Annotated in this window: 26 protein-coding genes; 22 read left to right on the top strand and 4 right to left on the bottom strand. The window is 57.4% G+C overall.

Annotated features, from left to right (window positions below; translation table 11 throughout):
- Positions 1–36 precede the first annotated feature (36 nt).
- Positions 37–1227, bottom strand: coding sequence for a plasmid partitioning protein RepA (gene repA, locus AC2YI2_RS32185; protein ID WP_487390618.1), 1191 nt, complete (start codon positions 1225–1227; stop codon positions 37–39).
- Between the two features lie 347 nt (positions 1228–1574).
- Positions 1575–1919: a MarR family transcriptional regulator gene (locus AC2YI2_RS32180; RefSeq protein WP_487390617.1), complete on the bottom strand. Its 345-nt coding sequence runs from the start codon at positions 1917–1919 to the stop codon at positions 1575–1577.
- 94 nt (positions 1920–2013) lie between these two features.
- On the opposite strand from AC2YI2_RS32180, the gene AC2YI2_RS32175 reads away from it, so the two are divergent.
- The 13 genes from AC2YI2_RS32175 to virB11 are packed head-to-tail and all read left to right on the top strand — an operon-like array spanning position 2014 to position 12105.
- Entirely contained in the window at positions 2014–2535 is a 522-nt protein-coding gene (locus AC2YI2_RS32175; protein WP_487390616.1) for a hypothetical protein, read from the top strand.
- A 2-nt stretch (positions 2536–2537) separates the two neighbouring features.
- The gene (locus AC2YI2_RS32170) at positions 2538–3209 is read left to right on the top strand and encodes a lysozyme family protein (protein WP_487390615.1); all 672 of its coding nucleotides are present in this window, start codon (positions 2538–2540) and stop codon (positions 3207–3209) included.
- Complete coding sequence (locus AC2YI2_RS32165) at positions 3206–3505, top strand: TrbC/VirB2 family protein (protein WP_487390614.1); 300 nt, start codon at positions 3206–3208, stop codon at positions 3503–3505. The genes AC2YI2_RS32170 and AC2YI2_RS32165 overlap by 4 nt, the downstream gene beginning before the upstream one ends.
- Before the next feature lie 3 nt (positions 3506–3508).
- Positions 3509–3850, top strand: coding sequence for a VirB3 family type IV secretion system protein (locus tag AC2YI2_RS32160; RefSeq protein ID WP_487390613.1), 342 nt, complete (start codon positions 3509–3511; stop codon positions 3848–3850).
- Positions 3843–6224: a VirB4 family type IV secretion/conjugal transfer ATPase gene (locus tag AC2YI2_RS32155; protein ID WP_487390612.1), complete on the top strand. Its 2382-nt coding sequence runs from the start codon at positions 3843–3845 to the stop codon at positions 6222–6224. The genes AC2YI2_RS32160 and AC2YI2_RS32155 overlap by 8 nt, the downstream gene beginning before the upstream one ends.
- Positions 6224–6922 carry a P-type DNA transfer protein VirB5 gene (gene virB5, locus AC2YI2_RS32150; protein WP_487390611.1) on the top strand — a complete coding sequence of 233 codons (699 nt, stop codon included), beginning with the start codon at positions 6224–6226 and terminating at the stop codon, positions 6920–6922. Before AC2YI2_RS32155 ends, virB5 begins: the two co-directional genes overlap by 1 nt.
- Positions 6919–7152, top strand: a complete 234-nt coding sequence (locus AC2YI2_RS32145) for an EexN family lipoprotein (RefSeq protein WP_487390610.1) — start codon at positions 6919–6921, stop codon at positions 7150–7152. Before virB5 ends, AC2YI2_RS32145 begins: the two co-directional genes overlap by 4 nt.
- Before the next feature lie 3 nt (positions 7153–7155).
- Entirely contained in the window at positions 7156–8088 is a 933-nt protein-coding gene (locus AC2YI2_RS32140; RefSeq protein WP_487390609.1) for a TrbL/VirB6 family protein, read from the top strand.
- A 39-nt stretch (positions 8089–8127) separates the two neighbouring features.
- Positions 8128–8400 (top strand): hypothetical protein, encoded by a 273-nt coding sequence (locus AC2YI2_RS32135; protein ID WP_258163375.1) that lies wholly within the window; start codon positions 8128–8130, stop codon positions 8398–8400.
- A gap of 5 nt (positions 8401–8405) precedes the next feature.
- The gene (locus AC2YI2_RS32130; RefSeq protein WP_487390608.1) at positions 8406–9077 is read left to right on the top strand and encodes a VirB8 family type IV secretion system protein; all 672 of its coding nucleotides are present in this window, start codon (positions 8406–8408) and stop codon (positions 9075–9077) included.
- Positions 9074–9928, top strand: coding sequence for a P-type conjugative transfer protein VirB9 (virB9, locus tag AC2YI2_RS32125; RefSeq protein ID WP_258163373.1), 855 nt, complete (start codon positions 9074–9076; stop codon positions 9926–9928). Before AC2YI2_RS32130 ends, virB9 begins: the two co-directional genes overlap by 4 nt.
- 9 nt (positions 9929–9937) lie before the next feature.
- Positions 9938–11104: a type IV secretion system protein VirB10 gene (virB10, locus tag AC2YI2_RS32120; protein WP_487390607.1), complete on the top strand. Its 1167-nt coding sequence runs from the start codon at positions 9938–9940 to the stop codon at positions 11102–11104.
- Between the two features lie 11 nt (positions 11105–11115).
- Positions 11116–12105, top strand: a complete 990-nt coding sequence (gene virB11, locus AC2YI2_RS32115) for a P-type DNA transfer ATPase VirB11 (RefSeq protein WP_487390606.1) — start codon at positions 11116–11118, stop codon at positions 12103–12105.
- A gap of 361 nt (positions 12106–12466) precedes the next feature.
- On the opposite strand, the gene AC2YI2_RS32110 is transcribed toward virB11, so the two are convergent.
- Entirely contained in the window at positions 12467–12682 is a 216-nt protein-coding gene (locus tag AC2YI2_RS32110; RefSeq protein ID WP_487390605.1) for a hypothetical protein, read from the bottom strand.
- A gap of 357 nt (positions 12683–13039) precedes the next feature.
- Here AC2YI2_RS32110 and AC2YI2_RS32105 point away from each other — a divergent pair, with 357 nt between their 5' ends.
- Together AC2YI2_RS32105 and AC2YI2_RS32100 are read left to right on the top strand one after the other, a co-directional pair.
- Positions 13040–13246 carry a cold-shock protein gene (locus tag AC2YI2_RS32105; protein WP_487390604.1) on the top strand — a complete coding sequence of 69 codons (207 nt, stop codon included), beginning with the start codon at positions 13040–13042 and terminating at the stop codon, positions 13244–13246.
- Positions 13247–13366: 120 nt separating this feature from the next.
- Positions 13367–13633, top strand: coding sequence for a hypothetical protein (locus AC2YI2_RS32100; RefSeq protein ID WP_487390603.1), 267 nt, complete (start codon positions 13367–13369; stop codon positions 13631–13633).
- 157 nt (positions 13634–13790) lie between these two features.
- Here AC2YI2_RS32100 and AC2YI2_RS32095 read toward each other — a convergent pair whose 3' ends face one another.
- A complete protein-coding gene (locus tag AC2YI2_RS32095; protein ID WP_487390602.1) occupies positions 13791–14963 on the bottom strand; it encodes a site-specific integrase in 1173 nt (390 codons plus the stop codon).
- Between the two features lie 190 nt (positions 14964–15153).
- On the opposite strand from AC2YI2_RS32095, the gene AC2YI2_RS32090 reads away from it, so the two are divergent.
- From AC2YI2_RS32090 to AC2YI2_RS32060, 7 genes are all read left to right on the top strand, one after another.
- Entirely contained in the window at positions 15154–16299 is a 1146-nt protein-coding gene (locus AC2YI2_RS32090) for an RHE_PE00001 family protein (protein WP_487390601.1), read from the top strand.
- Between the two features lie 227 nt (positions 16300–16526).
- Positions 16527–17480 carry a hypothetical protein gene (locus AC2YI2_RS32085; RefSeq protein ID WP_487390600.1) on the top strand — a complete coding sequence of 318 codons (954 nt, stop codon included), beginning with the start codon at positions 16527–16529 and terminating at the stop codon, positions 17478–17480.
- Between the two features lie 198 nt (positions 17481–17678).
- On the top strand, positions 17679–18713 hold the full coding sequence (gene thyX, locus AC2YI2_RS32080; protein WP_487390599.1) for an FAD-dependent thymidylate synthase: 1035 nt from the start codon (positions 17679–17681) through the stop codon (positions 18711–18713).
- Complete coding sequence (locus AC2YI2_RS32075; protein WP_487390598.1) at positions 18710–20167, top strand: hypothetical protein; 1458 nt, start codon at positions 18710–18712, stop codon at positions 20165–20167. The genes thyX and AC2YI2_RS32075 overlap by 4 nt, the downstream gene beginning before the upstream one ends.
- Positions 20151–21182, top strand: a complete 1032-nt coding sequence (locus AC2YI2_RS32070; protein WP_487390597.1) for a phosphoribosyltransferase-like protein — start codon at positions 20151–20153, stop codon at positions 21180–21182. The genes AC2YI2_RS32075 and AC2YI2_RS32070 overlap by 17 nt, the downstream gene beginning before the upstream one ends.
- Positions 21179–23191, top strand: a complete 2013-nt coding sequence (locus AC2YI2_RS32065) for an ORC-CDC6 family AAA ATPase (RefSeq protein WP_487390596.1) — start codon at positions 21179–21181, stop codon at positions 23189–23191. The genes AC2YI2_RS32070 and AC2YI2_RS32065 overlap by 4 nt, the downstream gene beginning before the upstream one ends.
- Complete coding sequence (locus tag AC2YI2_RS32060) at positions 23191–24138, top strand: hypothetical protein (RefSeq protein ID WP_487390595.1); 948 nt, start codon at positions 23191–23193, stop codon at positions 24136–24138. Before AC2YI2_RS32065 ends, AC2YI2_RS32060 begins: the two co-directional genes overlap by 1 nt.
- Positions 24139–24141 lie beyond the last annotated feature (3 nt).

The following is a 24141-nucleotide window of genomic DNA, read 5'->3' as shown; positions in this document are numbered from 1 at the left end:
GGACGAAATCGGGAGAAAAAACGGCTGACAACTTCGTCATTTTCTCCCCCACGCGTTGTGGATCAGCTCCACTATTTCGCCGTTGGCCAAGTTCAAACTTTCCATCGCGCGGTCGTAAGTGGATCGAACAAAATCGCCTCGCTCGACCTCGTACAGCGTCTGCTTTTTTATCGAAGCATCGGAAATCGCAGTCGACTTCAGCACATGATTTCGCAGCATCTGCTGAGCAAACATCGATTGCATGAAGCCGACCATCTGGGCTTGCGGTATGTCCGTCGGTTCGAAGCGCGTCACGAGATAGCGGAACCATTCGACGCGGATTTCGGCGCCCGCTTCTGCGACCGGTGTCATGATCCCACCTAGCATCATCAGAAATTGGCTCATCGACATGATGTCCAGCATCTGTGGATGAATAGTGATGAGAATCCCGGTTGAGGCCATAAGTGCAGTGATAGTCAGATAGCCCAACTGTGGAGGGCAATCGATGACGACGACGTCATACTTATCGTCCACCACCTTCAAGGCGTTGACGATGCGCATGTAAAATAACCGACCGTCGTCACCTTTCTTCGAGGAGATCGCCAGGGGAACGTCGTACTCGTACTCCTGCAGAACAAGGTTAGCAGGAACTACGTCCAAGCCAGGAATGTTTGTTGGCTGAATGACGTCTGAAATTGACTTCCGCTCATCATCGAAACGAAGCGCCTCATACAGGGAAGCTGTATCGTCGAGTTCAGGCTGAATCCCGAAAAGAGATGTAAGCGATGCCTGGGGATCGAGATCGACTGCTAGAACGCGATGGCCGGTGAGGGCGAGATATTGCGCAAGGTGCGCGGCGGTCGTTGTTTTACCGCTTCCACCCTTGAAGTTTACGACCGATACAACCTGCATCGGCTCACCTTCACGACGCTTCGGAACGTAATATCTTTTGTCCGATTTCTTGTTGGCCTCAAGATAGTCCCGAAGTTCCAGCATCTGATCAGCTGTATAATAGCGTCTTCCGCTAACCGATTCGATCTCGGGGCCCTTACCTTCCGAATGAATTTGTCGAAGGTGGCTCTGGGTGACCCCGATAAATTCAGCGACCTCTCCGAGCTGGAACTTGCGCAATCCCTTGCGAGCGTCGGGGGGATATTGTTGAGTGCGCAGCATATGCAACGCACTTGAGATCTTCGCGCCTTGCTCAGCGATCTCGATATCAAATCGGTTAGGCAGCGACTGGCTCATTTTGCAAACTATTTCCCAAGGGACCATATTTTCGAAAAAATGGCTTCAATGCCAATAATTGCGAAACTATCGCCCGATTCCCGCTTCGCCGCAAGGGATTTAAGGTTAACAAGAAGTTAACGCGGCTTGGGCAATGACGAGAAGATCCTGAATCTTCATTACTAACCGAGAGTTAGGAAAATTTCGTTCCCTGCGGCCACTGTCTAAAAACGCAATTCTGCACGTGAGATTTGTGCTTCCGCACGGCGAAAAGTTGCGCGACCAGCAGCTTAAGAGACGACACCGTAGAATCGATAGACGCAAATCTGCACGGAGGCACAAACCCGACAAGATCATGTTGACTGCCGTTAGCCGAGCCCCAATCTCTCAAAGATTTCCGGACAGAACTCGTACTGCCAGGCCGTTCCGCGCCCTACCGAATTTTTCACGATCGTTTCCTTCAGAATGCCGCGTGTAACGAGCGGATCAATCGATTCCTTCGCTGTGTTGCGCGTCATCCCCGTCACCGCCTTGATATTCGCGAGGGTTAGCGTCTCGCCCCGCTGGTGCATCATGTAGAGCACCGTCATCATGCCGACCTGCTTCAGCCGCGACTGCGGCGTCTCTCCATCGACTGGTTTGTCGAGAACCTCCTCCAGGGCGAGGACCGAGACCCGTTGGTTCTGCAATTCCGGTTTGTGCGTGGTTGCCATCTGTCAAACTATCAGATATTTGATAGTATAACGAGTCGCGATTTTGAGACCCAGTGGCCTCCGAGTCGCGTCGCACCGGTGAAGGGTGGTGATCATGAACAAGTCTCTCGCAAAGGCATTCGTCGCTGCAGCCAGTCTAACGTTGTTCTCCTTCGTTTTCGATAGCAAAGCGCGCGCCGACGACTGGGGATGCCAGGTTATCCTATGCCTTTCCAACCCGGGCGGACCGACGCAGTTTGCTGAATGCCGTCCTCCCATCGAAAAGCTGTGGAGCGAACTGGCAAAAGGGCATTCTTTCCCGAGCTGCAGCGGCGCGGGATTCCAGATGTCCCGGCCTGGATATGAACCCTACTACTGCGACGAGGGCCATCGGCTGACGGTTCGTTACGGCGACCATGGACAGGAGGCGAGCTGCGTCTCTACGACTCCGCAGACTGTTTCAGACACCGAATGCTACTCTGACGGACGCAATTCGGGATTTTCTTCCAATTGGAGCTGGAACGGCAACGAACGTCAATGCCAGCGCTACGTGACCGTGCAACCTCATGTCCGCTCCCAACCGCGCTACGTCGATGTAACGATCGATGGGATCGGCCGCCAACGGGTGTGGTACTGAGCATGCCCGTCGTCTTCGTCGATCTCGCACAGACGTGCGCGCCTCTTGTTGCCGCAGAAACCTTGGCTGGCGTGGTGAGCCTCGATAGCCGCTTCGCCCCCTACAACATTCGGATCAACAGTGGTGCGCCTCTCGCCAGTCAGCCGAAGTCGAAGGCCGAGGCGATTGAGGTTGCGACGACACTCGCAGCGGAGCATCAGGACCTTCAGCTCGGCCTCGGTGGCGTGGGGATAGACGAGCTTCGGAAGCTGAAGCTGTCGATCTCCGACGCGTTCGATCCGTGCCTGAACCTTCAAGCAACTGCCACGCTGCTCGATGGTTATTATCGGCTCGCGATCAAGGCTGGCGCCGATCCAAAGCGGGCCGAGCAGGTGATGCTGCAATCCTACTATGGCCGGGACGATCCCTCTGTTGGTGCCATGGTCAAATACGACGAGCAGGTCCGCCAGGAAATCAACAGGCTGGGCAAAACCTTCGCAACGCTGACGATTGACGAGGGCGAAGAGGCGAGGGGGCCAAACGAGGCGACGCCTGTAGATGTCGCAGTCGAAGCCGAGGGCGACGATCCGCCGGTCGATCAGACGGCGTCCGCGCCGGCCTGGGATGTCTTCAATTCACGGCGGCAGTCCTCCGTCCTCGTATTTCAGAACAGTCCAATGGAGCAGAGTGAATGACTTTGAGTTCTCGAATCCGCCCAATCGCCACCTCCAGCGTGATGGCCGCCGCCATCGTGGCCATCTTGGTCGAACCGGCTTTCGCACAGGCTGCCGGCATCGAGACCGTGTTGCAGAACATCGTCGACATGCTGACTGGCAACATCGCCAAGCTGCTCGCCGTCATCGCGGTAATCGTGATCTGCATCGCGTGGATGTTCGGCTACATGGATCTGAGGAGAGCCGGATTCTGGATCATCGGCATCGGCGGCATCTTCGGCGCGACCGAACTCGTCAACACCATCGTCGGGAGCTGACGGATGGCTAACCAACGGTCGATGCTCGAGGAGGACACCCTTTTCGTCGCCTGCACCCGGCCAGCGATGATCGCGGGGGTGACGATGGAAGCCATGGGCATGAACATCATGCTCACGACCATTTTGTACATTGTCGCCGGTTCCATCGCCTACGCCCTCGTCGGCGTCGTCTTCCATCTTATTTTCCGTGCGCTCGTCAAGCACGATCACAACATGTTCCGCATCCTGCTGGCCTGGGTGGAAACGCGCGGCCGGTCCCGCAACAGCTTCTATTGGGGCGGGGCAACCCTATCGCCGCTCAGGCTGGGCCGTCGTTACAATGAAAGGGATCTCGCCATTGCCTAGTATTGCGACGCTGAAAGCCCGAGAGCTCGGACCGGAGACCTTCATCCCTTATGTCCGTCACGTCGATCCGTCGACGATTGCGCTGAACTCCCGCACCCTGATGGTGATGGTCGCACTCGAAGGCGTCTCGTTTGAGACTGCGGACGAGCTCGACCTGAACGCACTGCATCGTGACCTCAACACGCTCTATCGGAACATTGCCGATGAGCGGCTTGCCTTGTGGACCCATCTCATCCGTCGCCGGGACAGCGATTACCCCGACGGCACCTTCGCAACGGCTTTCTCGTCCGCGCTCAACGACAAATACCGCGCGCGCATGGTGCGCGAGGATCTGTTCCGCAATGACCTCTATCTGACGATCATCTGGTCCCCGGCTCGCGATCCGGCCGACAAAGCAGCCAAGCTCTTGTCCCGGCTGCGACAGGCTCGTCGGGCGAATGTCGAAGTCGATGAGGAAGCGCTTAAGCAGCTTCGGGATAAGGTCGTTGACGTCACCGCGGCGTTGAACCGCTTCGAACCCCGCGTATTGTCACTCTACGAACGCGATGGCGTCCTGTTCTCGCAACCGAGCGAGGTGCTGCATCAGCTCGTCGGCGGCCGACGGGAGCCAATTCCACTCACCGAGGGGCGCATCGCCTCGGCGATCTACTCGGACCGCGTCATCGTCGGCCGCGAAACGATCGAAATCCGGCACGAGGCGACGAGCCGCTATGCCGGTATGCTGAGTTTCAAGGAATATCCGGCGCGCACCAGGACCGGCATGCTCGACGACGTGCTCACCAGTCCCTTTGAGCTCATCCTGTCGCAATCCTTCTCGTTTGTCTCGAAGGCCGACGCCCGCACCATCATGGGCCGCAAGCAGAACCAGATGGTCAGCAGCGGCGACAAGGCGGCTTCTCAGATTGAGGAACTCGATGACGCAATGGATGATCTGGAGTCCAACCGGTTTGTGCTCGGCGAACACCATTTGACGCTTTGCGTCTTTGCCTCGGCAGTGAAGGAACTGACCGACAGTCTCGCCAAGGCGCGTGCCAGCCTGACCAACGGCGGCGCAGTCGTCGCGCGCGAGGATCTCGGCCTTGAGGCCGCCTGGTGGGCGCAATTGCCCGGCAACTTCCGCTACCGCGCCCGGTCCGGCGCGATTACATCGCGGAACTTCGCCGCACTGTCGCCCTTCCACTCCTATCCGATAGGACAGAAGGACGGCAATGAATGGGGTCCCGCCGTCGCTCTTCTCAAGACGGCTTCGGGCTCGCCATATTACTTTAATTTCCACCATGGCGATCTCGGCAACACCTTTGTCTGCGGACCATCGGGCGCCGGCAAGACGGTGCTGCTCAACTTCATGCTGTCGCAGCTCGAAAAACATGATCCGCATGTGGTGTTCTTCGACAAAGACAGGGGCGCAGATCTCTACGTCCGCGCCGCCGGCGGCACTTATCTGCCACTCAAGAATGGTATCCCGACCGGCTGCGCCCCCTTGAAGTCGCTCGAACTGACGCCGGAGAACAAGGTGTTTCTGACCCGCTGGGTCGGCAAGCTCGTCGGGTCCTCGTCTCGCGAACTGACCGTTACCGAACTTCGCGACATCGCTGCCGCGATCGACGGTCTCGCCGACCTTCCGGTGGACGGCCGCACGATCGGCGCGCTCAGGACCTTCCTCAACAACACCGATCCGGAAGGCATTGCCGCAAGGCTGCGCCGGTGGGAGAGGGGAGGCCCCCTCGGCTGGGTCTTCGACAATGTCATTGAGGACATCGGCTTGGGTGAATTCGGCGTCGGAGGCAAGTTCGTCGGGTACGACATGACCGATTTCCTCGACAACGAGGAGATCCGCACGCCGCTGATGGCCTACCTCTTCCATCGCGTCGAGCAACTGATCGACGGCCGACGCATCATCATCGTCATCGACGAGTTCTGGAAAGCGCTGCAGGACGAAGGATTTCGCGATCTCGCCCAGAACAAGCTCAAGACGATCCGGAAGCAGAACGGTCTCATGCTGTTTGCGACGCAGAGCCCGCGCGACGCGATCGTCTCGCCGATCGCCCATACGATCATCGAGCAATGCCCGACGCAAATTTTCCTGCCGAATTCGCGCGGCGATCGCGGCGACTATGTCGACGGTTTCAAGCTGACGGAGCGCGAATACGAGCTGATCGCGCGCGAGCTCTCGGTCGAGAGCCGGAGGTTCGTCCTTAAGCAAGGTCACAATAGCGTGGTCGCCGAACTGAATCTGAACGGTTTCGACGACGAACTTGCCGTACTTTCCGGCCGAACCGCAAATGTGGAACTCGCCGATGCGATCCGCGCCGAGGTCGGTGACCGGCGGGAAGACTGGCTTCCGATTTTTCATCAAAGAAGGAGTGCGAGCTGATGACCGGATATCGACTTTTTCGGGCGGCACTGGCCACGATCCTGATCCTTTCGGCGGGCGGTGCCGCGGGACAGGGGATTCCGGTCATCGATCAGACGGCGATCGCCAAACAGATCGAGAGCATCGTGCAACTAAAGGCCCAGCTCGATGCCCTGAACCAACAGATCGAACAGGCGCAACAGCTTTATGGTTCGCTGAACAAGCTGACAAACATGGCTGAAGTCGCCAGCGTGCTCAACGATCCGGATGTCCGCCAAGCGCTGCCGCCGGATTTTGCGGCAATCGAAAGCTTGCTCAAGGGGCAAAGCACCGACACGTTCGGTGACTCGGCGTCAAATTTCCTTGAGAACAATTCGACCTATCGCACGAGCGCCGACGATTTCTACGCCCAGGAACTGACTCGCATCCAGAACCAGAATGCCGGCCAGATGACCCTCGGCCAGCAGATTTATGACACAGCGACCAAGCGTATCTCTGGCATCGACCAACTGCGTCAGCAGATCTCCGCGGCCAGTGACGCCAAGGATGTCGCCGATCTGCAGGCACGCCTTCAGGCCGAAACGGCCTTCCTGCAGAACGATGTGCTCAGGATGGAAGGGCTGAAGATGGTGCAGCAGGCGCAGGTACAAGTGGATGACCAACGCAAGGCCGAGGACTGGCGCCAGCGCATGGACGCGATGAAGGCCGCCCTGCAATGAGACAGCTTGCCCTCTATCTCGCCTTACTCGTTCTATCGGGCTGCTCGGAACAGCCCGAAGTGTCCTATACCGTCGATGAGCTCATGGCGGACAAAAGCCTGCTCTCCGAGCTGATCGACAAATGCCGCAACAATCCCGGCGCGCTTCGCAACACCGCAAACTGCAGAAATGCGGAGGCTGCCGACGGCAAGCTTCGTCTCGAGCAAATGCGGCAATCGCTGGGAGGTTGAGCGATGTACCAGGTGTTCAGCTTCGTCGACGGGCAGTTCAGGACGCCTTTGGAGACATTCATCTCCACGGGGACCTCGAACATCGCCGGCTGGGTTACCGGGCCCTTGACGGCGGCAGTCACCCTGTATGTCGTCCTTTACGGCTACCTCGTGCTCCGTGGCTCGGTCCAGGAACCGATCCTCGATTTTGCATTCCGGGCGATCAAGCTCGCCATCATCGTCATGCTGGTCAAGAATTCCAGCGAATATCAGACCTATGTCACGAACATCTTCTTCAACACGCTGCCGCAGGAAATTTCCCAGGCGTTGAATTCTGGCTCGGCGCCCAGCGCCTCGACCTTTGACAGCCTGCTCGACAAGGGCCAGGCATCGGCCACCGATATCTGGTCGCGCGCGGCCTGGCCGGTCGATATCGTCACTGGCGTCGGCGGTATGATGGTGATTGGTGCGAGCTTCATCGTGGCTGCGATCGGTTACATCGTTTCACTCTATGCACGGCTGGCACTGGCGATCGTACTTGCCATCGGCCCGATTTTCGTGGCGCTCGCCATGTTCCAATCAACCCGGCGTTTCACCGAGGCCTGGATCGGCCAGCTCGCAAACTTCGTGATCCTACAGGTCCTTGTCGTCGCGGTCGGCTCGCTGCTGATCACCTCGATCGACACGACCTTTACACAGATCCAGGGCTATAGCGACGTTCTCATGCGGCCGATCGCGCTTTGCGCGATCTGCCTGGCCGCCCTCTACGTGTTCTACCAACTGCCTGGCATCGCTGCGGCACTTGCCGCCGGCGGCGCGTCGTTGACCTATGGTTATGGCGCGGCGCGCGATGCCCATGAAAGCACGCTTTCCTGGGCCGCTTCTCATGGCGCCCGCGCTGCTGGACGCGGCATCCGTGCCGTCGGGCAGACATTCAGATCGAGAGGCTCCAGCTAGCAGCCACGCTCGCATCATCAATAGGAAGGCTTACCTCGCATGATCAAGACAGTTTCGCTGCTGTTCATCGCAGCTACACTGAGCGGCTGTGCATCGCTCACATACCCCTTGCCCAAATGTGACGGCTACACGCGTCGGCCGCTCAATCGCGCGATGTGGCAGTGGGAAGAAAACAGCAATCTGACGCAGAAGCGTGCTGATGCGAGGTTGACGACAGCCGGCCAACTGGCGGCGTCTTATGTCGAGGAAAAGGATCCGGCCGCCTTTGCTCACTTCGATAGTGCCCGCTCTTATCGTCGTTGCGAGGCGTGAGCGAGATGATCACAAGAGACGATCTCAAAAGCTATTTCGACAAGGCGCGGCGTTTCGATCAGGATCGTATGCTCCAGGTGGAGCGGTCAAACCGCATTGCCTGGTCGATCGCCATTGTCGCCAGCATAGTCGCCGGCGCTTCGATCTTCGCAATTGCAGGACTGACCCCGCTAAAGACTGTCGAGCCCTTTGTCGTGCGGGTCGATAATTCAACCGGCATCGTCGATGTTGTTTCGGCGTTGACGTCGAGTGCCGGAACCTACGATGAAGCCGTCACCAAATACTTCGCCGCGAAATACGTTCGCGCCCGCGAGGGCTACGTTTGGAGCGAGGCCGAACAAAATTTCCGGACGGTCGCCCTGTTGTCGACGCAAGCTGAACAGACCCGGTTCGCGGCAATCTATCGCGGCAGTAATCCGGATTCCCCGCAAAACATTTATGGACGTAGCGCGACCGCGCGCATCAACATCGCCTCGATCTCCCTGATCAATTCGAAAGTGGTTTCCGTCCGCTATATCCGGAAAATAACCCGTGGCGACGAAGTCCGAACAACCCATTGGGTCGCAACGCTCACCTTTTCCTATGCAAACGCACCGATGTCTTCGACCGACCGGCTGGTGAACCCCCTCGGATTTGCCGTCAGCGAATATCGGGCCGATCCGGAGGCGATCAATTGAAACGAACCGTTGCTCTTCTCATCTTGCTGTCCGCCTTGCCATCAACAGTTCCTGCCCTTGAGATTCCAAGAGGTGCGAGCCAGGACAGCCGGGTCCGCTTTGTCAGCTATCAACCCTATAACATCACCAGGATCGTCGGCTCTTTGCGCTCGTCCGTGCAGGTCGAATTCGCGGCCGACGAGGAGATCGCCCATGTAGCGCTCGGCAACAGTGTCGCATGGGAGGTCGCTCCTGCCGGCAATATCCTGTTTCTCAAGCCACGCGAAAACCAGCCGGTAACCAATATCTCGGTCGTCACATCGCGCCGGGACGGATCGACGCGCAGCTACCAGATGGAGTTGACGGTGCGCGATGGATCCGTCGCCACCGGTCAGAACACCTATTTCTACGTCAAATACCGCTACCCGGCGGATGAGGCCGAGCTCCGACGTCAGCAGGCCGCCGCCAAGGCGCTGGCAAGGCAGGCAAAGAATGCTGACAACGTCCTTGGACTGCATGAAGCTTACGGACCACGGAACTGGCACTATTCGGCACAGGGGTCGCAGGCGCTCGAACCGCAAGCGGTCTACGACAACGGCAAGGTCACAACCTTCGCCTTTGTCGGCAATCAGGAAATGCCGGCGATCTATATCGAGAACTCGGATGGCAGCGAAGCCCTCGTTCCGAAATCCGTCGACGGCAATCTGGTCTTGGTACACGCGATCAGCCGGAAGTTCATTCTTCGCCGGGGCGGGGACGTGCTCTGCGTCTTCAACGAAGCTTATGATCGGGTTGGCATCAATCCCGACACCAACACCACGTCCCCGTCAGTCGAACGAATCGACAAGACCAATCCCGACGCGGCTCAGTAGGAGACGGCCATGGTTGAGCAAGACGATAACCGCATACCGGGCGAGAGAGCCGAGACGGTCGTGGGCAGAAGGATCGACAACAACCCCATTCTGAAGCGGGGCGCCGTGGCACTGGCCGTCATGGCATTCGTCGGCTTCGCTTTGTGGTCGATGAGCGGCGAGAAAGCGCAGACTGTTCAGCCTGAAAAGGTTGTCATTCGCCAAACAAACGACTTCGAGCCTGCCAAGGAAAAGGTCGAACCGGTCAGGGCAGTACCCGTGGTGAAACTGCCAACGCCAGCTGTCACGGAAAAAATCAAAGCCGAGGAGGATCCATTGCTTGACGCCGCGCGGCGCGCACCCGTGATAGCTTTCAACGGGCAGAAGACCCCGACGAAGCGCGATGGCGACAATACCGCAACGACGCAGGATAAGCCCTTCGTTCCCATTGACGGCAATCTTGCGAGCATGAATGCCCAGGCCAACAGCGAGGAACAAAGATTCAACGGCTTGTTGAGGCCCACACAGCTTGAGGGTTCGCGTGCCGGGACACTAGGAAATCGCGACTTTGTCGTCGCGATGGGCACGTCCATTCCTTGCATTTTGGAAACGGCACTGTCTTCGGACCAGCCTGGCTTTACGAGTTGCGTCATCAATCGCGACGTCCTCTCCGATAACGGGCGTGTCGTGCTGATGGAAAAGGGCACGCAGGTCGTCGGCGAATATCGGGGTGGACTACAGCGCGGACAAAAGCGGCTCTTCGTTCTGTGGAACCGGGCCAAAACTCCGACGGGCGTGATTGTCACGCTGGCATCCCCTGCCACCGACGCTTTGGGCCGGGCCGGCGTCGATGGTTACGTCGACACCCATTGGTGGGAGCGCTTCGGCAGCGCAATCCTGTTGTCAATCGTCGGAGACGCGACGAGCTATGCAAGCAGCCAGATGCAGGAGAGCAATGTCGAAGCCCAGAGCACCACCACGGCAGGTCAGCAGGCGGCGGCGATCGCTGTCGAGCAATCGATCAACATCCCTCCCACACTTCTTAAGCACCAGGGCGAGCTCGTCTCGATTTTCGTGGCGCGCGATCTCGATTTTTCCGGCGTCTACAGCCTTCGGGTGACAGAACCGAAGAGCAAGATCTATGACCGGGCCGTGCTCGGCGACTTCAGCTCCCGGCCAAAGCTGGTCACGAAATAGAGCAGGGCGGCATGACCGAGGCCGCCGACGCCGGCGTAGTTCGTGAACTGCTCGCACCGTTTTCGCGGTTCTTAAAGGACACTTCGCTCTATGAAGTCATCGTAAATCGGCCCGGGCAGGTTCTGACGGAAGGCGCCGGTGGGTGGCGGACCCATGATCTGCCGGAGCTTTCTTTCGAAAAGCTGATGCGCCTTGCCCGGGCCGTAGCCAGCTTCTCCCATCAGCGTATTGATGAGACACGGCCAATCCTGTCGGCCACGCTCCCGGGCGATGAACGGATCCAGATCGTCATTCCACCGGCAATCACCAGGAACACGGTCAGTATCACCATCCGAAAGCCGCCCTCGGTAACCTTTACGCTGGAGGATCTGGAGGAGAAGGAGTTTTTCTCCGAGACCCGGGCAGTCAACGAAGGCAGCTCGACGCCGGATCAGGGGTTGATCACCCTCTACCGCACCGGCCGTTACATGGAATTTCTGCGCGAAGCCGTTATTGCCCGGAAGAATATCATCATCTCAGGCGCCACCGGATCGGCGAAGACGACGCTCTCGAAAGCACTGATAAAGCACATTCCGGAGCACGAGCGGATAATCTCGATCGAGGACACACCTGAACTGGATATTCCGCAGCCCAACCACGTGCGGATGTTCTATTCGAAAGGCGCACAAGGAATTTCGGCTGTGGGGCCGAAAGACCTACTGGAATCGTGCCTTCGAATGCGGCCGGACCGCATTCTGCTGCAGGAGTTGCGGGATGGCACGGCCTTCTATTACGTCCGCAATGTCAACTCTGGTCACCCAGGGTCGATCACCACCGTTCACGCCGATTCCACCGAGTTCGCCTTCCAGCAGTTGACGCTTCTCGTGAAAGAATCCGATGGCGGGCGAAATCTGGACCGCGAAGACATCGACAGATTGCTGAGAATATCGATCGACGTCATTGTTCAGTGCAAGCGAATAGACGGGCGGTTTCGAGCTACAGAAATTTACTTTCGAGCCTGAATTCGCGCCAGCGGCACAGAGGCTGGGAGGGTCGGTCAGCGTCGCCGCGGCTCTCGATGGACATCGTTTCGATAGCAGGATCGTCGGTCATTTACGATTTCTTCTCGGATGGCGGTGTAGCTATGTGGTCGCGCGTTGAGTTTTGCGTACGCGCGTTTCCCATCATGTCAACCGAGAGTCCTGGGGAGCCTGCCGCTGCTCAGCTGACGTAGGACCACATGGTGATCACGAGCGGCACGGCAAAGCCAACGGTCACGGCAACTGTGAACCGCATCAGCTGTGTTCGTCGTGTGCGCTGACCGTCCCAATCATAGACCATGGCGCCCTCCAGGGGCTAATCAAGCAAACGGGAACAGATGAGTCAATCGGCCGCGAATGACGTTCTACTCAGGCAGTCCAGATGGCGCTGACGCCCAGTGAGCTGGGCTTGCAGGCGCGCGAGGAACTTTACGGCGAGCGCCGTGGACTCGCCGAGCCGCTGCAGTTCGGCAAGGACGCGTTCCTGATGGATGATGGCGCGGTTCAGCTCAGAAACCTGACTGTGCAGTGCCACGATGTCGTCCGTGCCCAAGAACATCTCAGATCCCCTCCACATGCCAGTTCGAACGCGCATTGAGGACAACGATTGGCTTGCGACATTTTGAAGACGGGGGGCCTTCGACGTGCCCGTAAGACGTCGCCTCTCGCACCGCGAGGATGCGTGCCGAGAACCGCGCAAATGGGGTGCCGGCGTGCCTCTTGTTTCAGGCAGTTCGTCGCTGGAACGGTGAGGGGGAGCTGCCAATGCGGACGTCTTGCCATGTGTATTGGGCGTCTTGCGTCTGGATGAGGCGGGTCGATCTGGGTTGCATCCCGTGGGAAATCGCAGCATGGTGCCGGCCTGCAAAGGACAATGCCGCACGGTGCGGCACTGCAGAACACTGGGAAGACAAGAATGGCCACTGGCACCGTCAAATGGTTCAATGCAACAAAGGGTTTTGGCTTCATCCAGCCGGATGACGGCGGCACCGATGTGTTCGTGCATATTTCCGCCGTCGAACGGGCTGGCATGCGCGGTCTCAACGATGGCCAGAAGATCAGCTATGAGCTGGTCAAGGATCGCAAGTCCGGCAAGATGTCGGCTGACAACCTGCAGGCTTAAGACCGATTCCAAGACCGGAGCGGGAAATGCCGGACCCGGCCTCACAGTCCGCGCTGTTTCGCAACGTGTGGACGGCATCTGGCATCTCCCAGCCGAAGAACCATCAAGCCGGAGTCGATTGTGGAAACCAACCAGCACGGCCACCTTGTCCTGGAATGCATGCAGCTCTTGGACATGGAGGCTGGCGACCACGTCAGTGTCGACGATCTGGCGGAATATGCCTTTGGCAAAGGTGTGGGATTGGACGAGCTCGAAAACGCCATCCTCCATGCCGGCTCAAATGGATGGATTCACACAACGGGCGACCTGGTCTATCTCACTGCAGGCGGGTACAAGCTTCTCAACCCGGCCAACGACAACGCCCAAACGATCATCCTGCCGAATTGACGCGACCGCCGTGCGCGAGGCGGGCTGCGGATGAATTCGGCCAACAAGTTCGACCATTCAGAGTGGCCAGCCGCTCGGTTTCAGCTAGTTTGAGTGACTGAAGACGTGGGTTAGGCCCGAAGCCAACACTTCGAGCTATCCTGCCGATGGGCGAGCTCTAGGTTATTAGGCGCGCCGCGCGCCCCATCTTGCGCTCGCTCTCATTGTAGTAGCTCGCAGCCTGGGCGATCGATTTGTGCAGTGACTGCTGCATGGCCTCGGGGAGGAGGATGCCACGATTGGCCGCCTCGGTGAGATAGCCGGAGCGCAGCCCGTGCGCCGAAAAGTTTCCCGCATCGAGGCCGGCCTGCTTCGCGCGCGCCTTGACCACCAGATTGACGGTTTGCGGCGTGATGCCGCGCCGGTCGATGTTTCCCCACTGATCGATCTTGCGGAATATCGGGCCGTTGTCGATGCCGGCCGCGGCGAGCCAGTGCTTCAGCGCCGCCACCGGCCGGCCAATCAGCACCACGGTGGCGTCGTCGGCGGCATCGGTGGTCTTGGTGCGGCCGAGATGAAGCGTCAGGCAGGGGAGCTTTGGGGAATTCGTATCCTTGGGGTCTTGCGGCACCGGTTCCTCGTCGACCAGATCCTCGACCCGCAGCCCGGCCACCTCCGAGCGCCTACGGCCGCCCGAGGCAAACGCGGTCAGCAGCAAAGCGCGATCGCGAATGTCGACCAGCCGATTGCCGCTACAAGCCGATAGCAGTTGGCCGAGGATCTCGCCGGTGACCGCCTTTTTGCTCTTGCGCTGCCGTGGCCGAGCGGCGGCGCGGACGGCCAGTCGCAGGGCGCTTTTGATCGAGGGTTCGCCAAAGTATCCTTTGAGGCCGCGCCAGCGGGTCAGGATCGACCACGACGTCAGGCGCCGGCGCACGGTGTCCGGCGCGTGCGGTCCGGGGGCTTTCAACAAAGCTTGATCCCGTAATGTTGCCTCGACATCGGCGGGCATGCCGTGCGCCGGATCCGCTTGCCGCCGGACAGGGTCCCAAAGATGATGGGCGACGAACTTCAGCAACAGGCTCTCCGGTGCCGGCCAGGGCAGGGCGGTACCGGTGGCGGCCACACACCAGGCCTCGAGATAGCCGAGATCCGAGGCCAACGCCCGCATCGTGTTGTCGCCCATGCCTTCGGACGCCAGATGCTTGAGAGTCTCGACGTCGTCGTCGGTGAGGATCGCGGCGAGCTGGTCGCGACGATCGAACGGCAAGATCGCGTCGAGCGCATCGAGCTGCTCGGATCGTTTGAGCACGGCATCGGTGGGAATGGCGGGCAGCGGACGTTTGGCCATCGGGTGGACCCAAAATTGGCGTTTCGAACGGCCGACGCGGCCGTGATTTGCCCGGATTCTAGCCGTTCCGGGCGGCAAAAGCCATCACTATCGATACTTGATCACTATCGATAGTTATGAGTTTGGAGCAGAGATCACCATGTGACGGACCTTAAATCTATTATAGCGTCTATTGTGCAAATCATCTACCATGAATTCAATGCGTTACGATCTGTCTAGACTGCCCATCCAGATGCTCCTGCAGCCGATTTCGGACGCGGGTGCGGCTTTGGCACGCCTCGATGAGCGGATCGCTCGCTCGGCGGTCGGAAGCGGCTGGATCGAACGATCCCATTTTGCCGACGCCTGCGCCTCGTTGTGGGTCGATGGCGAGCTGGTGCATCTCGAAGACCTCGTCCTTCACGACGCCGGCGCCGATATCAGGGCGCCGACCCACGAACTGACCATCACCCGCGATGTGCTGCGCGCCCGCCGCCGCATCGCTTCGCAGCCGCCCGGCTGGGCGCTCAGCCCAGACGGTGTGCGCAGCCTCCGTGGCCAGGCATGGCCTGGAGCATCAGATAGTGCAAACAGCACCGTAGCGAAGGGCGGCATGGTCGTGGATCTCGACTCCGTTGGAGCAGGGGAAGGGGAGTGGGACGGCGCGGACGATGCCGATCCGCTCGCCGCCGCGTTCGTCGCCATCGATGCGGCAATGGCGCGCTCGGAGACGGCATTGGCGGGCGCCAAGGCGCCGGGCCGGCGTGTCGTGGAGGATCGGGATCCGCTGGTCTACGATCTCGACTGGGACGAGGATGCCCGGCTCGATGAGTGGCGCATCGTGCTGACGGAAACCGAGGGCCTGCCGCCGGTGCTGCGGGCGGTTCTTCTCCTCGACGCCTGGAACACCTTGCAGGTCCTGCAGCACGCACCATGGCTCGGCCGGCTGCTGGCGGCCAGTCTTCTGCGCCAGGCCGGCCTGACGACAGCGGCCCATCTCACGGCCATCAATCTGGGCCTGAAGTCCATTCCGGTCGATCGCCGCCGCCACCCCGGCCGCAACACGCGGCTGCTGGCACTGCTCAACGGTCTCGCTGCGGCAGTAGAGCTCGGGTTGAAGGAGCATGATCGGCTGGCGGTCGCCCGCCAGGTGCTGCAGCGAAGGCTGGTGGGCCGGCGCGCCTCGTCGAAGCTGCCGAACCTGATCGACCTGGTGATGGCGCGGCCGCTGGTGTCGGCGGGGATGATTGCCGAGGCGCTCGATGTCACGCCGCGGGCGGCGCTCAGGATCGTCGAAGAGCTAGGCTTGCGCGAGATGACGGGGAGGGGGAGGTTTCGCGCGTGGGGAATTCTATAGGCCGAAACGTTGCCCTTTTGGCAATCGTGCCGTCTATGGAAATCAATCATTTTCTACTCCGCGCCGCTCGCCTCAAACGCCGACTGGAATGATATGAGCGAGGCAAAAAGCACGGAAGCTAACTAGGGCCCTCCCAATGGTCGCGCGAAGCCGGGGCCCGCCATTCGAACGAAGTCGGCGCTGCCCGCTACGGCGGCCCCGCCAACGTAAAGCATAGGAAAACCTCAGTGCAGACAGACGGCGACGAAACGATCTACCTGACCTGCTACGGAGTCCCCGTTGAGGGGAAGCCGCCTGGCGGGAAACCGTTCTTCGTGTATGACCAGCAGGGGGCTTGGCGGCTCGGAAACGGGGATTTGCTCGAAGCCATCGATGACGTGTGCGCTCGGATCCACGAAGCTCTCGCAACGAGAGTATTTGGCAGCTACGACAGCTACTATACCATTCTGCGCGAAGCTCCGGATTGGATCCATACCGCCGGACTGGACTCTGAATCCTCGATGTCGAAGCAAGACTTTGAAAAGATCACGCGCGCGCATCCGAGCGAGGAGCTGCACAAGCTTCTCTATCTTCACGACTGCCGGAAGCTCGTCTACGGCATCCAGGAGACGATCAAGGAGGTGGTCTATCTACAGGGCGAGTTCTTCAGGGGGCTGAACCTGGACGACCTGTTTCATCCACCGTCGATCATTCCGGACGGACTGCGCCATTCCAGTTCGCCTGTGACCTCAAAGCTCATCGCCTTCGTCAATGTCATCTATGTCAGGCTCCACAGCCTCCTGGACTACACAGTTAAGCTGGCCTACGAAGTCGAGCATCTCAAGACGTCATTCGCCGAATACCCCCGCCTTTCGTCCCGTCACAAGCTCTACGGTGACCGACGGCACCTCTCATGGAACATGAAGGCGGGGACGCTCTTCGAGCCGTGCGAGTTGGCAGTGGAGATTGAGACATTCCGAAATCTTGTCATCCACGACGGCTTGCTCGACCATTATCCGAAGGTCTATGAAGACAGGAAAGACGGGGTCGTAGTCGAGCGGTTCCTGTTGCTTCCGGATCGCGTCGGAGGCCGGCTGTCAACCTCTACGAACCGGAACCTGTTCTATAACGGCGAGGACAAGATCAACCTACGGCTGCCGCGCTGCTTGCGGAATTCCAGGAGCGCATCCTCGCGAGCGTGAACGAGATACTCTCAGTCCTCAGATAGATAACCGTTCGGTTTTCGACTTCAGGAAATTCGTACGGTGTAAGCAAAAGGCTTGCCGCCGTCGCCACCGACCCGGCCTTAAAACCGTTCTCCGAGATCGTCTTCGGCACCGCCATCGCAAATCCGGCTGCTGACCATCGCCGACGTTATTGCACACATTTACGGCAAGCAGTTGCCGAATCTTGATAGGCCAACTAGGGTTGCTATCCGGGCATTCCCCAATTTTCAATCACTTCGCGATATGCAGGAAAATGTGACAATAACGCCTGACCAACAAGACGAAATTGATGCGGCACGTTTAGTGACCTCGCGCACGCTGCGACCAACGGTCCAGGCAGTCGAAGATATCCTATTCAATGCCCGCCCGGTCCTTGATCAGGGGTTTGTTCGCGTAGTCGATTACATGGGGGACGACGCCTCGGTGATCCAAGCAGCGCGTGTTTCCTATGGCAGGGGAACGAAAAAGGTTTCCGAAGATCGCGGACTGATCCGTTACCTGATGCGCCATGCCCATAGCACGCCGTTCGAGATGGCGGAGATTAAGCTGCATGTTAAGCTTCCAATCTTCGTGGCGAGACAGTGGGTGCGGCATCGCACCGCAAGTCTGAATGAGTATTCTGCCCGATATTCGATACTCGACAAAGAATTTTACATACCTGATAAGACGCAGATCTCTGAACAGTCGAAATCGAACCGGCAAGGCAGGGGCGAAGCTGTAAGCGAGAACCAGGCTTTCGAGATTATGAAGCTTTTGCGCGACGACGCCGAGCGGAGCTATGCGGGTTATGCCTGGATGATCAACGAAGATGATAGTGGCGCTGTTATCGATGCAGGCAGACCCGGCTTGGCACGGGAACTCGCGCGCATAAACCTTACGCTAAATACCTACACACAGTGGTACTGGAAGGTAAACCTCCACAATCTCCTCCATTTCCTTAGGCTACGAGCGGATCCGCACGCCCAGCACGAGATTCGTGTCTACGCAGAGGAGATCTTGAAGATAGTATCGCTATGGGTTCCCCTGACGTATGAAGCTTTCCAAGACTACAAGCTCAATGCCTTTACGCTATCCGCGCAGGCGTTGACGACAGTTCGGAAACTCACTGAAGGCGCTTCAGTTTCACGAGAAGATAGTGGGCTTTCAGCTCGCGAGTGGAATGAATTGGTAGCTCTTTTTCCCGCTCTGGCGGGTCAAGCGCCTCAATGAACCGGATAAGCCTTGGCTTGGATAACAAGCGGTCTCACTCCCATCCCGATGCCTCAGGAGAGCCTCTGCTCGAGAGAAGAACCGACGGCGGGATAATCGATCCGGATGCGGGGTGGGTTCCGTTCCCTGTTGACACAACTCTCGAATATGAACGCTTCGCCAACGAATACGCGGCCAATCGGGAACCCATCCCGGTTTCCTTCAGAAAGCTGGTCCACTGGATAAAGGGCGAGCGCGCGGCTCATTACATTCATCCTTATCCTGCAAAATTGCTTGCCCACATCGCGCATTTCTTCCTTGCTGCAAGAAAGCATATGCCGAAGGACGCCGTGGTTCTCGACCCGTTTAGCGGTTCTGGCACGGTGCCATTGGAAACGGTTCTCGCGGGCCATACCTCCTACTGGTCTGACGTAAATCCGCTTGCGCGCGCAATTACCAAAGCGAAATCAACGCCGCTCGATTTGTCCGGCTCCGCCGATGTGTTGCGTGGTTTGAAAAAGCGTTTTGCGAACATTGTGAACACCGTTCCTCCTGAAGTCGTGAACATCAACCTCTGGTACAGTGAATCAACGGTCGACGCGTTGGCCCGACTGCGCCACGCAGTTGTCGCCGAGCCGCCGGGAGACTTTACGGATTTGCTTTGGGTGACCTTCTCGGCCACTGCTCGGACCTGCAGTCGAGCCGATCCGCGTTTCTCCGTGCCGGTGCGACGGAAAGACGGGATCGTTGCTCGGGGCAGAGTGGTTGAAGAGGAGCCCGATGTCTGGGCGATCTTCGAACAGGCCTTTAACGCCAACATCTCGCGCATGTCACAGCTTTCGGCAGCTTCAAGGTGCGGGTCAACGAAGTGTGTGGGTTTCGATGCGCGGGCGTTGCGAAATCCTAACGACCCGGATGTGGCGATGCCAGCTCGAAGCGTGGATTTGGTTATTACATCGCCCCCGTATGCGGGGGCGCAGAAGTACATCCGATCGTCGAGCTTAAGCATTGGCTGGCTCGGAATGGCATCCGGACAAGAAATGAAATCGCTAGAAGCCAGTAGCATCGGACGCGAACGCTTCTCAAAACAGGCTGTGTCGCAGCTGGGTGAGACCGGTATACCGGAAGCCGACGCCTTTATCAGGCGGATCGCCCCGAAGAACTCAATGAGGGCCGCTATTGTCTCCAATTATCTTTTGGAGATGAGCGATGTATTCGCCGAACTTAGCCGAATATTGCGACTAAACGGCCGGATCATCATGGTTGTAGGCAATAACACGATCTGTGGCGAGACGTTCGAGACATCAACATACATGAAGCTGCTCGCGGCTCGAGCCGGCTTCGACACCGCCTGCGAATTGGTAGACACCATCAAGGGGAGGGGACTAATGACGGCCCGCAACAAGACGTCAGGTTTGATTACGAGGGAATGGGTTCTCGTTTTTGAGAGGCGGCAGAATGAGCCGTCTCGATGAAATCAAAGGTATATTGCCGGATCCGGAAGACGCAGATCCGATTTCGACAGGAAGCGCTTTACGAGACAGGATAACGGTGCTGAACGAGCGACTGTGGGAGGGCCGCGTAAACGGGCCGCTCGTTTCGGAGTGGCTCGAAAATTTCGACGGAAAGAGCGGCTTCGATGTCGAAACCGAGCAGTTGCACGCGCTTTATTGGCTTTCGCAATTTCTCTATTATGGAAGCGTCGAAATCAGAATTCTTCTTAAGACGCTCTATCGCGACCTATTCCTAATCCCCTTGATCCAGGAAGTTCGCGCTTCGAATGGCGATAGTCGGGATGTAGCGGTCTTACGGCCGCTTTTGGAACAGAAGATCATGGCGACCCGCTTCCTAGGCATCGGAAATCCATCGGAGAGCGGCGTCCATCTCCTTTATTACTTCCGCCAAGAAAATTCACTTTCGAGGACAAACTTCCTCGACGGCAGCCAAATGACCAAACGCATTTCACTGCCGGATGGCGGCTCAACACGAGTGATCGCTGACGAAGGCGTCGAACAATATGTTTTCCTTGATGATGTTTGCGGCTCCGGGAAGACAGCTTTAGACTATTCAAGTAATGTGCTGGCCGATCTGCGCGACCTCAATTCAACCGCCAAGTTTTGTTACTATTCCCTGTTCGGAACCAAAGCCGGGATTGATAAAACCCGCAACGAAAGTTTGTTCGCAGCGAACTGTTCTGCGGTTATCGAGCTAGATGATTCGTACCGATGCCTTTCTGAACATTCGCGCTATTTAAAGGTAGTTCCGCAGGGGATAGACATTGAAACATTGAAAACGCTGGCGCTGCATTATGGCCAGCTCATTTGCCCTGGGCATAGCGGTGGATACGACGACAGCCAAATGCTATTCGGTTTTCATCACAACACTCCGGACAACACCTTGCCGATAATGTGGGGCGAGCGAATTAACGGCGCTCAGATTAACTGGACACCAGCTTTTCGGCGCTATCCCAAGATCGGAGCCCTCGCATGATCGGTCGACTCGACGAAAACCCGTTCGATCTGGTGAAAGCTTCGGATTTCTCCGCGGCGGAAATACTGGACTACTGGGTTGATATTTCAAACAACGATGGCGGACTCGTAGAGCTTCTTCAGCCGAAGCTCCGGACGCCTATGCTCATCGTTGGTGGCAAGGGAAGCGGCAAGACCCACCTGATGCGATATTGTTCGGCTCCAGTTCAGGCTGCGAGAGCGGGCGGAAGCCTTGCCGCTGCCGTTGCTAACGAGGGCTATTTCGGCATTTACGTCCCCGCTGAGGGCTTAAATTCACATAAATTCGCTGGAAAAGGTCAGTCCTCGGAGTTGTGGCTGGCGATTTTCAATATGTACTTTGAGCTCTGGTTGGCCACCAGTTTGCTCACGGCGGTCAAAGAAAGCCTCATTGGTCTCGCGCCCGTTCAATTTGACGAAGCAAGTTTTGTTGCTGGCGTGGCCGATGCCTTTGATGTGGATGTCAGCAAAGAATTCGACGCGATCGACACTTTGATAGCTTTTCTCACAACTCTTAGAAAGAAGATCGACTATGCAGCGAACAATGTCGCCATTACAGGGCAAATGGAGCGGATCGAGATTCCGTTCTCTCCGGGCAGACTGGTATTCGGCCTACCCAACCTTTTAGCTAAGACCTGCAGCGCTTTCTCCAACACCATCTTTATTTATCTGATCGACGAGGCCGAAAATTTTACTTCCGATCAACAGCAGTTCTTAAATACACTGATTCGATATCGGGTAGGGAACGCGACTTTCAGGATCGGAGCGCGCCTCTATGGTGTTCGGACCTTTCAGACACTGGGTTCCGGCGAGCCGATTAAACTCGGCTCCGAATTCATTCAACTCGAGCTCGATGGCTTTCTCAGAAATCACGAGAGCGAATATTTGTCCTTTGCTTCGAAGCTCGTCCTTAGGCGATTGCAACAGGCCGGTTCGGTTATAGCAGCCGGTGAGAACGCAAAGTTGAGCGACTTCTTCGAAGAAGTGGACAAAACAAACAATTATCAAAAGCCCCTTCTTAAAATTCTTGATGCCCGTGACAAAGGCGGGAAGGAGAGACCATACTTCAAGAAACTGAAGAGACAGCTCGGTGAACACTTTGATCAACCAGCCGAGTGGTCGGACCAAATATTGAATCTGCTAAAACTGGCTGACCATCCCCTGCTTGAGAAGCTCAACATTTTCTTGTTGTACCGGGAGTGGTCTGAAAGTGCGGCGGCAACTTTAGGTGCAGCCAAGCAGATCAACGAGATGGCTGTGGCTTATGTATCTGGCGGCAGCCAGAAATCGTCTAAATATGCGGATGTTCTCGCCCATTTCGCATCAGATCTTGTCGCTCAACTATACAGAGAATGCGGTCTGAACGTCCCATATTGCGGGCTGGACGAGATAATTCATCTATCGCAGGGGATACCACGCAACCTGCTTGGGATCATGAAGCAGATATACAGGCGATCGTTGTTCAACGGCGAAAAGCCATTTGCGGGCGGCAAAATAAGTGCTGAATCTCAATCCCTTGGAGTACTCGATAGTGCAGCCTGGTTCTGGGAAGATGCGCAACCCGACACCTTCGGGGTAGAGGCGCGTGAAAGCGTGGAGTCGCTCGCAGTTCTTTTCCGGACCATTCGGTATAGCGACAAACCGGCCGAATGCGACCTTTGCACTTTCGCCGTGGATGAAGAGAAATTGACAAGGAGCGCGCGAGACGTCCTGCAGGCCGCCGAAAACTGGTCCTATTTGATCAAGGTTCCTCTTGGCCACAAGGGGAAAACCCAAAGGGTTTTGGAGAGCAAGTATCAACTCGGACCAATGCTTGCGCCCCGCTGGGGCCTCTCTATCCACAGGCGCGGCACATTGGCCCTTCAGCCTGATCTCGCGAACGCCCTCCTTGACCACAGCAGGAAGGACGATATGCGAGCGTTGTTTCTGAAGAGGGTAAGTGGGATGTTTGTGAACAGCGGTGCAAACGAAAAGCAAAAGAGCCTGCTTTGATGCAACCAGATATCAAACACCTCCTTGACGCAAAAAGAGTAGTTGACCAAGCCGAAGGAGAGCGCGATCGAGTATTGTTTATCTCCGCGTACAACGATAACGAGCGCGTCGCACAGTTGTTCACGCGCATAAAAGCGCAAAAAAAGGTTTGGTGGATCCTTCCTGAGTATGGCTACACCGCTGACGAGTATCCGGCCGGGGAGATCGTGGACCAGCTACCAACTTACGAGGCAGATCTGGTGCGTATCGGCCTAGAAAGAAGTGGCTTCGACTCGAATAATCCAATCCCCGTCTGTATTGATATTACAGGTTTCCTGCACCCGCATATCTTGTTGTTTCTCAGATACTTCAAACTGTTTGCAGTACGGAACGTGGAGTTCGTTTATACAGAACCGGAGCATTATTCGAACAAGGTAGACACCCAGTTCTCGCTTGATGAGAAGTCAGACGTTCGTCAGGTTGCTGGTTTCGAGGGACAACACCTTCCCGCAATGGAATACGATGTCCTTATGATGGGCATTGGATATGAACACAATTTAATGGGGCAGGTAATTGCGACGAAGGAATCTGCTCGCCTTCTTCAAGTTCATTGCTTTCCCCCGTTGAGTGCAGACATGTATCAAGAAAGCATCCTTCGATTGGACCGCCTCGCCTCCGCGTCCGCTAGGAGCGCTCCAGACTTCAATTTCTTCGCCACGGGGAATGACCCCTACGTTACCGCGGCAGTACTCGGAGAAGCGGTATTATCGTTGTTGCTGCGGAAAAAAATTACGAACCTTTATCTTTGCCCCCTTTCTACGAAACCCCAAGCGCTTGGCTTCGGCTTGTTTTATCTTTCGGCTTTGGAAGGCAAAGCAGCGAGCATAATCTACCCCTTCGTGAAAAAGTATTCACGGCAACACAGTCAGGGGGTAGGGCGTTCTTGGGTCTATCCCGTGTCGTTCTGAAAT

It is taken from the genome of Rhizobium sp. SRI_017, assembly GCF_057586295.1.
The sequence above is the reverse complement of the archived record's forward strand: the minus strand, read 5'-3'. Positions and strand labels throughout refer to the sequence as shown.